Source organism: Pseudomonas sp. (genome assembly GCF_026224925.1).
In the GTDB taxonomy this organism is placed as follows: domain Bacteria; phylum Pseudomonadota; class Gammaproteobacteria; order Pseudomonadales; family Pseudomonadaceae; genus Aquipseudomonas.
On the sequence record NZ_JAMFRV010000008.1, the window covers coordinates 25,877 to 34,401 of the forward strand.

Sequence of the window (8,525 nt, forward strand, 5' to 3'; positions counted from 1 at the left end):
GAATCAGCGCAGATTAATGGTGGTGTTGACGCCATCGTTCACGCTGTCGTCGTCGAACCAACGGCTGGTGACCGTTTTGGTTTGCGTATAAAACTGCACCACTTGCTTGCCGTACGGACCCAGATCACCGAGTTTCGAACCACGCGACCCGGTGAAGCTGAAATACGGCACGGGGACTGGAATCGGAATATTGATGCCCACTTGGCCGACGTCGATCTCGTTCTGGAACTTGCGTGCCGCCGCGCCGCTTTGGGTAAACAGGCCGGTGCCGTTGCCGTAAGGGTTGGCGTTGACCAGCGCAATCGCTTGATCGAGGGTGTCGACTTCCAAGACCACCAGTACCGGACCGAAGATTTCCTGGGTGTAGATTTGCATCTCGGTGGTTACGCCGGAAAACAGCGTCGGGCCAACAAAGTTGCCATCTTCAAAACCCGGAACCGAAACGCCACGACCGTCCAGCTCAAGCGTGGCGCCTTCACGGACGCCGCTTTCGATCAAACTCAATACGCGCTCTTTCGCACGCTTGGAGATCAACGGACCTACATCGGTGCCCGCTTCGCTGCCCGCATTAACTGTGAGCTTTTGGGCGAGCGCTTTGAGGTCCGGCAGCCATTGCTTGGCAGCGCCAACCAACACCACCACCGAGGTGGCCATGCAGCGTTGACCAGCCGCGCCGAAACCTGCGCCAACCAGCGCATTCAGAGTTTGTTCGCGGTTGGCATCTGCCAGTACCACGGCGTGGTTTTTCGCGCCCATCATTGATTGCACGCGTTTGCCGTGCTGACCGGCAAGGTTGTAAACGTGGGTGCCCACTTCGGTCGAACCGACGAAGGACACGGCCTTGATGTCTTTGTGAGTGCAAATGCCGTCCACCACTTGCTTGCCACCGTGTACCACGTTGAGCACGCCAGCCGGCACGCCCGCTTCCACCGCCAGTTCAACCAACAGCATGGTTGACATCGGGTCTTGCTCAGAAGGTTTGAGCACGAATGTGTTGCCGCAGGCGATAGCCATCGGGAACATCCACAGTGGAATCATTGCCGGGAAGTTGAACGGAGTGATCCCGGCGCAGACGCCGATTGGCTGACGCAGCGTGTAGGTATCGACGCCGCCCGCAACGTTTTCCGAGAACTCGCCCATCTGCAAGGTGCCGATGGAGCATGCGTGCTCAACCACTTCCAGGCCGCGAAAAATGTCGCCCTCAGCGTCGGCAATGGTTTTGCCTTGTTCAGCACTCAGAACCACCGCGATGCGCTTGGAGTGTTCGCGGACCAACGCCTGAAGCTTGAGCATGATGCGCATCCGCGCACCGATAGGCGTGTAGCGCCAGGTCTGGAAAGCCTGCTTTGCGGAGGCCACGGCGGCGTCTACTTCGGCTTCGGTCGCGAAGGGCACTTGCGCCAACACTTCTTGGGTCGCCGGGTTGACGATGTCGCGCCACTCATTGGTTTGCGAATCCACCCACTCACCACCGATCAGCAGTTTGACGCGGGGAACGGCGCCGGCTGTTTTGTTGATTGTCAGGCTCTGTAAAGCGTTCATTCAATTTCTCCAGTATTCGAGCGGCCCGCTGGGGGCGGCGAAAAATTCAGATCAGGCAGTGGTGCTTTAACGATCTGAGTTACGGGGCGCGATAACGCGCTGGATCGGGCTTCATCAACGCCGTACAAAACAGCGCAATGACGGCCATACCGATTAGATAAACGATGACGTAGTGCGGGCTGCCACCAGCGTAGTCGAGCAATTTGGTGGCGATCATTGGTGCGAATCCGCCACCCAACACGCCCGCCAGTTGCACGGATACCGAGATACCGCTGTAACGGATTTCTGCCGGAAACTGCCGAGCGAACAACAGCGACTCAGGGGCATACATGATGGGAAACACCACACCGACCGCTAACACCATCGCCCACCAGACCAGTACCGGCTCGCGTGTTTCGAGCATGGCGAAGAATGGGTAGATAAACGCACACAGCAGTAATAGCCCGGCAAAGTACAACCGACGCTGGCCGACCTTGTCGGAGAGGTATCCGCAAAACGGCATGGTGAGCAGCGACAACGCCGCACCGGCGGTAATTGCGTTGAGCACGTCGGCCCGCGGAATGTGCAATTGGTTGGCGGCATAGGCCAAAGCAAAGGTCACCGACATGTAGAACCACGCGTTTTCCGCAGTGCGGGCGCCGATAATCGTCAGGGTTTCGCGCGGATGTTGACGCAACACCTGAAACAGCGGGACTTTGACTGCAATGTTCTGCGCTTTGATTTTTTCGAACGCGGGCGACTCGGGCACTTTGAGGCGGATCAACCAACCGATGCCCAACAACACGATGCTGGCGATAAACGGCAGGCGCCATCCCCAAGACAACATGTCTGCCTCTGGTAATTTGGCGACCAGGCCCATAGCCAGCGACGCGAGCACCAAGCCGGCACCCACACCGGTTTGCGGCAGGCTGCCATAAAAACCTTTTTTACCTTCGGGCGCATGTTCGACGGCCATCAACACCGCCCCGCCCCATTCGCCACCCACCGCCATGCCTTGCAGGAATCGCATCAGCACCAGAATGACTGCGGCCCAATAACCAATTTGATCGTAGGTCGGTATCAGCCCGATGACGATGGTGGGAATACCCATCATCATCAGCGTGAGCAGCAGCATGGACTTGCGGCCGATGCGGTCACCAAAGTGGCCGAAGATGATTCCGCCCAACGGACGGCCGAGAAAGCCCACGGCGTAGGTGGCGAAAGCAGCCAACACTCCGGAGATTGGGTCCAGCGCGGGGAAAAATATTTTGCCGAAGATCAGCGCGGCAGCAGTGCCGTAGAGGAAAAAATCGTACCACTCGATAGTGGTGCCGGCCATGCTTGCCATACCGGCGAGCCGATAGGATGCGACCTTTTTTGCAGGGCTGGCGCCGATGGAACCTGCGCCCACAGTTGTAGCGTTCTTCATAAACTCCTCCGCTTATTATTTTTGTGCAGGGTGTTATGGCATGTAGCTTCGTTTAGTGATGTCTTGAGCGGCCTTGCTGGATTGAGTCTCCTGAGCCGCTGATCCTGAGTTTGGTCATGGGCGTGTTTTGGAGTATAGATGTGCAAACATCTAATAAGAACGCACATAAAAGCCGGATCAATATGCAAAAAAACATCACGTCTTTGAATCTGCTGAATTGGGACGACTTGAAATTCTTTCTTGAGGTCGCCCGCACCCGCAAGGCCAGCATCGCAGCCAAACGTCTGGCAGTGGACTACACAACGGTGTCACGCCGAATTAATACCCTAGAAGCTTCGTTGGGCACGTTGCTGTTCGAGAAATCACGTAGCAATGGCTTCATTCTGACCGCCGAGGGCCAGCGTTTACTGGGGTATGCAGAGTCGATTGAAAGTACGCTGCACTTGGCGTGTGAGCAAGTTTCCGGGTCCGGGGTGGCGTTGTCTGGTCACGTACGAATGGGTTGTACCGAGGGTTTCGGCAGCTTTTTTATCACCCCGCAGCTGACCCATTTTCTCGATGCATACCCGGCTATATCCGTAGATATCCTGCCGCTGCCGCACTTCATCAGCCTGTCCAAGCGCGAGGCGGATATCGTGATCGCGCTGGAGCGTCCCGAGCACGGGCCTTATGTATGCTGCAAGCTGTGCGATTACAGTTTGCGCTTGTACGCTACTCAGGAATATCTCGATAACCATGCGCCCATCCAGCGCAGCGCAGATTTAGCCCATCATCCGTTTATCAGTTACGTCGATGACTTGGCCTTCAGCTCGGAACTGCTTTATCTAAGTAACCTGCTGCCCGGCGCCAGCGCGAACCTGCGCAGCACCAGCGTCATCGCCCAATACGTAGCGGCGCTGCAAGGCCGGTCATTGGCGATTTTGCCGTGCTTTCTTGCTGCCCAAGATTCGCGGCTGCTGCCGGTTTTGGAGAATGAAGTGAATATCACGCGGCAGTTTTGGATGTACTGCCGAGAGGACCTGAGGAAGCTCAAGCGGATTACGCTGCTGTGGGATTACATCCGGGCGGTGACTGAGCAGAACAGCCAGCTTTTGTTGGGTGAGACCACCACAATGACTTTCGCTTCCTCTCAATCTGCAAGGACTCAGGAAGGCTCATCGTAACGAGGTCAGCAGGCCAGCCCACGGAACCACCTGATCCATTTCGATCAGGAACAACTCCTTGCGGGTCTGCTTGCGCTTGCCAGCGTACTCGGCGTCGGCGAAGGTCATCTGCTTCATCGGAAAAACTCCGCGGTTGGCATGAAGGTATTTTTGCCAAATCAGCAAGGCTTTTTCAGGGTTTCCTTAGACGAAGCAAAATCCATTCCTGATCCTATTTATACGAAGAAAAAACGATGATCAGATAAGGTTTGATGACACCATCTGTGCTGGCTGGACAGACGCATCTGTTCGACTACGATCACTAGTTATCATCGGTGATCACGTCTGCAACCCTTGGTCGCGGACTAGAGAGAGCACTACCATGAGCACGCCCGCCACACAATCAGGTCTGAAAACGTTTACCGTCATTGTTGCCGCCTTAATCGGGTTGATCCTGCTGTTCGGCGGGGTTTGGCTGACAGTTCTGGGCGGCTCCTTCTACTATGTGATCGCAGGCCTGGCGCTGCTGGCGTTCGCGCTGTTGCTGGGGCGGCGCTCCGGCGCGGCGCTCTGGCTGTACGGCGCGCTGATGTTGGTGACCACCCTGTGGGGACTCTGGGAGGCCGGGACGGATTTCTGGGCACTGGTACCGCGCCTGGATATCCTGGGTGTATTGGGCATCTGGCTGCTGGTGCCTGCCGTTACCCGGGGTTTCGCTGTCGACCTGAAGGCCAGCAGGGCATTCCTCGTGGTGACACTGGCCTTTGCTATTGCCGTGCTCGTCTATTCGATCTTCAATGATCCGCAGGAAATCAACGGCACCCTCGCCGCGTCCCAGCCGGCCGAGGCACAGGCCATCGAGGGCGTCGCGCCAGGCGATTGGCCGGCGTACGGCAGGACCCAGGCGGGCACCCGGTATTCGCCGCTAAGTCAGATCAATGACAAGAACGTGTCGGATCTGCAGGTGGCGTGGACATTCCGCAGTGGCGAAAGCAAGACGGCGAATGACTCTGGCGAGACCACCAACGAACTCACGCCGATCAAGATCGGCGACAACATGTTCATCTGCACCACCCACCAAATCCTGGTCGCGCTGGATCCTGCGACGGGCAAAGAGAAGTGGAGGTTCGATCCGAAGCTGAAGGCTGACCCCTCGTTCCAACACCTGACCTGCCGTGGGGTGGCTTATTACGATAGTGCAAACACCGCCGAGTTCGCGACCAGTCTTTCCAGCACGACGCCGGTACAAAGCGCATGCCCGCGCAAGGTGTTCCTGCCCGTGAACGATGGCCGTCTGTTCGCCATCAATGCCGACAATGGCCAGCCTTGCAGCGACTTCGCGAACAAGGGCGAACTGGACCTCAAGCAGATGCAACCCTACCCCTTCCCGGGAGGACTCGAGCCTACGTCGCCGCCGGTGGTCACGGGTACCACGGTGGTGATCGGCGGTTCCGTGACGGACAACCTGTCGATTCATGAGCCTTCGGGTGCCCTGCGCGGGTACGACGTCAATAGCGGGGCGCTGCGCTGGGTCTTCGATACGGGCGCAGAAAACCCTAATGCCGTGCCGGGCGACGGGCATACCCTGGTCAATAATTCACCCAACGCCTGGGCGCCACTGGCGTACGACGCCAAGACCGACGTGGTCTACATCCCGACGGGTAACCCGACGCCGGACATCTGGGGTGGCAACCGGACCCCGGTCATGGAGCGGTACTCCTCTTCGATACTGGCTTTGAACGCTACCACGGGCAAGCTCATATGGAGCTTCCAGACGACCCACCATGACCTCTGGGACATGGATGTGCCCGCCCAGCCATCCCTGGCCGATGTGAAGGTCGGCTCAGGCGACGTGGTACCGGCCGTCTACGTGCCTACCAAGGCCGGCAACCTGTTCGTGTTCGACCGTCGCGATGGCAAGCCCATCGTGCCTGTCACGGAGGTTGCGGTGTCATCGCCCCAGCCAGCGCCCGGCGATCGCGCCAGCCCCACCCAGCCACGCTCGGGGCTGAACCTGACGTCCGTCCAGACCCTGACGGACAAGAACATGTGGGGCGCCACGATATTCGACCAATTGATGTGCCGCGTGATCTTCAAGCGCTTGTACTACACGGGGCAGTACACGCCGCCTTCGGAGAAGGGCACCTTGGTGTTCCCGGGCAACCTGGGCGTGTTTGAATGGGGCGGTATTTCGGTCAACCCCGACCGTCAGGTGGCGCTGATGAACCCGATGGCCTTACCGTTCGTGTCCAAGCTGATTCCTCGCGGCCCCAACAACCCGCTTTGGCCTAAAGATGGCGCCAATGGCAGCAGCTCGGGTACCGAGATGGGCATCCAACCGCAATATGGCGTGCCCTTCGGCGTGGAAATCAATGCGTTCCTGTCACCCCTGGGCTTGCCATGCAAAGCCCCTGCCTGGGGCTATGTCGCGGGGGTGGACCTGAAAACCCACCAAGTGGCCTGGCGCAAACGGATTGGCACGGTGCGCGACAGCTTGCCAGGGATTCAATTGCCTCCGCTCAAGATCGGCGTGCCAATGCTGGGCGGTCCGATCTCGACCGCCGGCAACCTGATGTTCATCGCGGGCACCCAGGACGACTACCTCCGTGCCTACAACGTCACCAATGGCGATCTGGTATGGGAAGCGCGCTTGCCTGCCGGGGGCCAGGCCACACCGATGACGTACGAAGCCAATGGCAAGCAGTATGTGGTGATCATGGCCGGCGGGCACGGGTCGTTTGGCACCAAAATGGGCGACTACCTGATTGCCTATGCCTTGCCTTCCAGTCATTAAGGGTAGAAGGGGGCGGCGTTCGCCGCCCTTCAGCAGATGGGCGTGGTGACCTGAAGAAAAGCCATCAATCGCTGCGTTTGTTCACCGGAACATAGATATTTTCGGGGCTCGGGAAGGCCCTCGAAAGCTCTTGAGCGGCGCTCCAGTGGTGAGTCGTGTGGTCGGCCGGGAACCGGTCGCCAACAATTCAATTTATCGCATCCTTTGGCAGCTCCTACAGGGATTTGTATTGCCCGAGAGATAGTTTAGAAATCTCTGAACTATCGATTTGAGCTTTCCTATTTTTCCTTTTCCCAAACGCCACCTAAGATCACTCTCACCCGGGACTGAAACCTCAGAGATTCGGCCCAAGTAATACCTCTTTTACTGCTACCCATTGTTGCCCGACCCGGTCTTTTTCCGTGGTCGTGCTGTGCCGTAGCCCAAGGATTTTTGAGGTTATTAATGAAACTGGAAATATTCCGCACGCTTTGGGGCTACACCGCGAGCAAGGCTCAAGCGCTGGAGGAGTTGCTCCAAGCCGGTTTCGACGGCATGGAAGCGCGTCTTCCGCTGCAAGACAGCGAGCGTGCCGAGTTTGCCGCCTTTCTGCGAGCCAATCGGCTTGGTTACATCAGCACCGTATTCACCGCTTACAACGTGTTGCCTGAACAGGCCGCGCCGGTCGACGAGCATCTTCAAGATCTCGATAAAAAGCTCGCCTGGGCTGCAGAGCTGTCGCCGCGTTTCGTCAACGTGTTGGCTGGCAATGACCGCTGGCAGTTACCGCAACAGGTAGACTTCTTTGGCCGCGCGTTGGAGCTTGCGAAGAAACACGGTCAAATGTGCACCTTCGAAACCCATCGCTCGCGTTCATTGTTCAACCCGTGGGTCACCCTCGAACTGATTCGCCAATTGCCCGATCTGCGCTTCACCAGCGACATCAGCCATTGGATCGTCACCTGCGAACGCCTGCTTGATGACCCCGAAGATGACCTAAGCCCCTTCATCGAGCGCGTCCACCATATTCAAGCCAGGGTCGGTTACGACCAAGGCCCGCAAGTCCCGCACCCCGCCGCCCCGGAATACGCTAAAGAACTGGCCTTCCATCAGCAGCATTGGGAAGCGATCTGGCGCTCGCAACAAGCGCGCGGCTATCAAGTCAGCACCTTGACGCCCGAGTTTGGCGCCGACGGTTATTTGCATCACTTGCCGTTCACCAACGTTCCGGTAGCCGATCTTTGGTCACTGAACGTATGGATGGGCCAAGCCGAACGCGAGCACTTCAACCGCTTCACTCATTCATCTCGCCCTTAAGGAGCGCTTATCCATGCCTGAATTGACACCCGGCACGGCGCCTTCGCAGGCCGCCAATTTCAACAGCATCCCGATGGTGGACATCGCCGGGTTGTTCAGTGCCAACCTTGCAGAGCGTCAAGCAGTAGCCGATAAATTAGGTGCTGCGGCACGTGAAGTGGGCTTCCTGTACATCAAGAATCACGGTATCGAAGCGCAACTGATCAAGGGCTTGTATCAAGCAGCCAAGGACTTTTTCGATCAGTCCTTCGAAACCAAAATGCGGCATTACATTGGCACCTCTAAAACCCACAAAGGCTTCGTGCCCGAGGGTGAAGAGGTTTATGCCAAGGGCAAGCCGGAT

6 protein-coding genes and 1 pseudogene are annotated in these 8,525 nt (G+C 57.7%); 4 read left to right on the plus strand and 3 right to left on the minus strand.

What is annotated here, in order from left to right; genetic code table 11:
• Window positions 1-3: 3 nt before the first annotated feature.
• Together M0974_RS00570 and M0974_RS00575 are read right to left on the minus strand one after the other, a co-directional pair.
• On the minus strand, window positions 4-1,542 hold the full coding sequence (locus M0974_RS00570) for a CoA-acylating methylmalonate-semialdehyde dehydrogenase (protein WP_297831248.1): 1,539 nt from the start codon (window positions 1,540-1,542) through the stop codon (window positions 4-6).
• Between the two features lie 79 nt (window positions 1,543-1,621).
• Window positions 1,622-2,950 (minus strand): MFS transporter, encoded by a 1,329-nt coding sequence (locus M0974_RS00575; RefSeq protein WP_297831251.1) that lies wholly within the window; start codon window positions 2,948-2,950, stop codon window positions 1,622-1,624.
• 182 nt (window positions 2,951-3,132) lie between these two features.
• Between M0974_RS00575 and M0974_RS00580 the strand changes: the two genes are divergently transcribed.
• Window positions 3,133-4,113, plus strand: a complete 981-nt coding sequence (locus tag M0974_RS00580; RefSeq protein WP_297831268.1) for a LysR family transcriptional regulator — start codon at window positions 3,133-3,135, stop codon at window positions 4,111-4,113.
• Between the two features lie 6 nt (window positions 4,114-4,119).
• Here M0974_RS00580 and M0974_RS00585 read toward each other — a convergent pair.
• Window positions 4,120-4,230, minus strand: a pseudogene (locus M0974_RS00585) (IS5/IS1182 family transposase); the annotation flags it as partial.
• A gap of 244 nt (window positions 4,231-4,474) precedes the next feature.
• On the opposite strand from M0974_RS00585, the gene M0974_RS00590 reads away from it, so the two are divergent.
• From M0974_RS00590 to M0974_RS00600, 3 genes are all read left to right on the plus strand, one after another.
• A complete protein-coding gene (locus tag M0974_RS00590) occupies window positions 4,475-6,886 on the plus strand; it encodes a glucose/quinate/shikimate family membrane-bound PQQ-dependent dehydrogenase (RefSeq protein ID WP_297831254.1) in 2,412 nt (803 codons plus the stop codon).
• Window positions 6,887-7,330: 444 nt separating this feature from the next.
• Window positions 7,331-8,182 carry a TIM barrel protein gene (locus M0974_RS00595; protein WP_297831257.1) on the plus strand — a complete coding sequence of 284 codons (852 nt, stop codon included), beginning with the start codon at window positions 7,331-7,333 and terminating at the stop codon, window positions 8,180-8,182.
• A gap of 13 nt (window positions 8,183-8,195) precedes the next feature.
• Window positions 8,196-8,525 (plus strand): 2-oxoglutarate and iron-dependent oxygenase domain-containing protein (locus M0974_RS00600; RefSeq protein ID WP_297831260.1); only part of this gene is annotated, 330 nt, incomplete at its 3' end.

Coding starts and splice junctions, on each gene's coding strand:
- M0974_RS00590 (WP_297831254.1), top strand. CDS start 4,475: ATGAGCACGCCCGCCACACAATCAGGTCTGAAAACGTTTACCGTCATT.
- M0974_RS00595 (WP_297831257.1), top strand. CDS start 7,331: ATGAAACTGGAAATATTCCGCACGCTTTGGGGCTACACCGCGAGCAAG.
- M0974_RS00570 (WP_297831248.1), bottom strand. CDS start 1,542: ATGAACGCTTTACAGAGCCTGACAATCAACAAAACAGCCGGCGCCGTT.
- M0974_RS00580 (WP_297831268.1), top strand. CDS start 3,133: ATGCAAAAAAACATCACGTCTTTGAATCTGCTGAATTGGGACGACTTG.
- M0974_RS00575 (WP_297831251.1), bottom strand. CDS start 2,950: ATGAAGAACGCTACAACTGTGGGCGCAGGTTCCATCGGCGCCAGCCCT.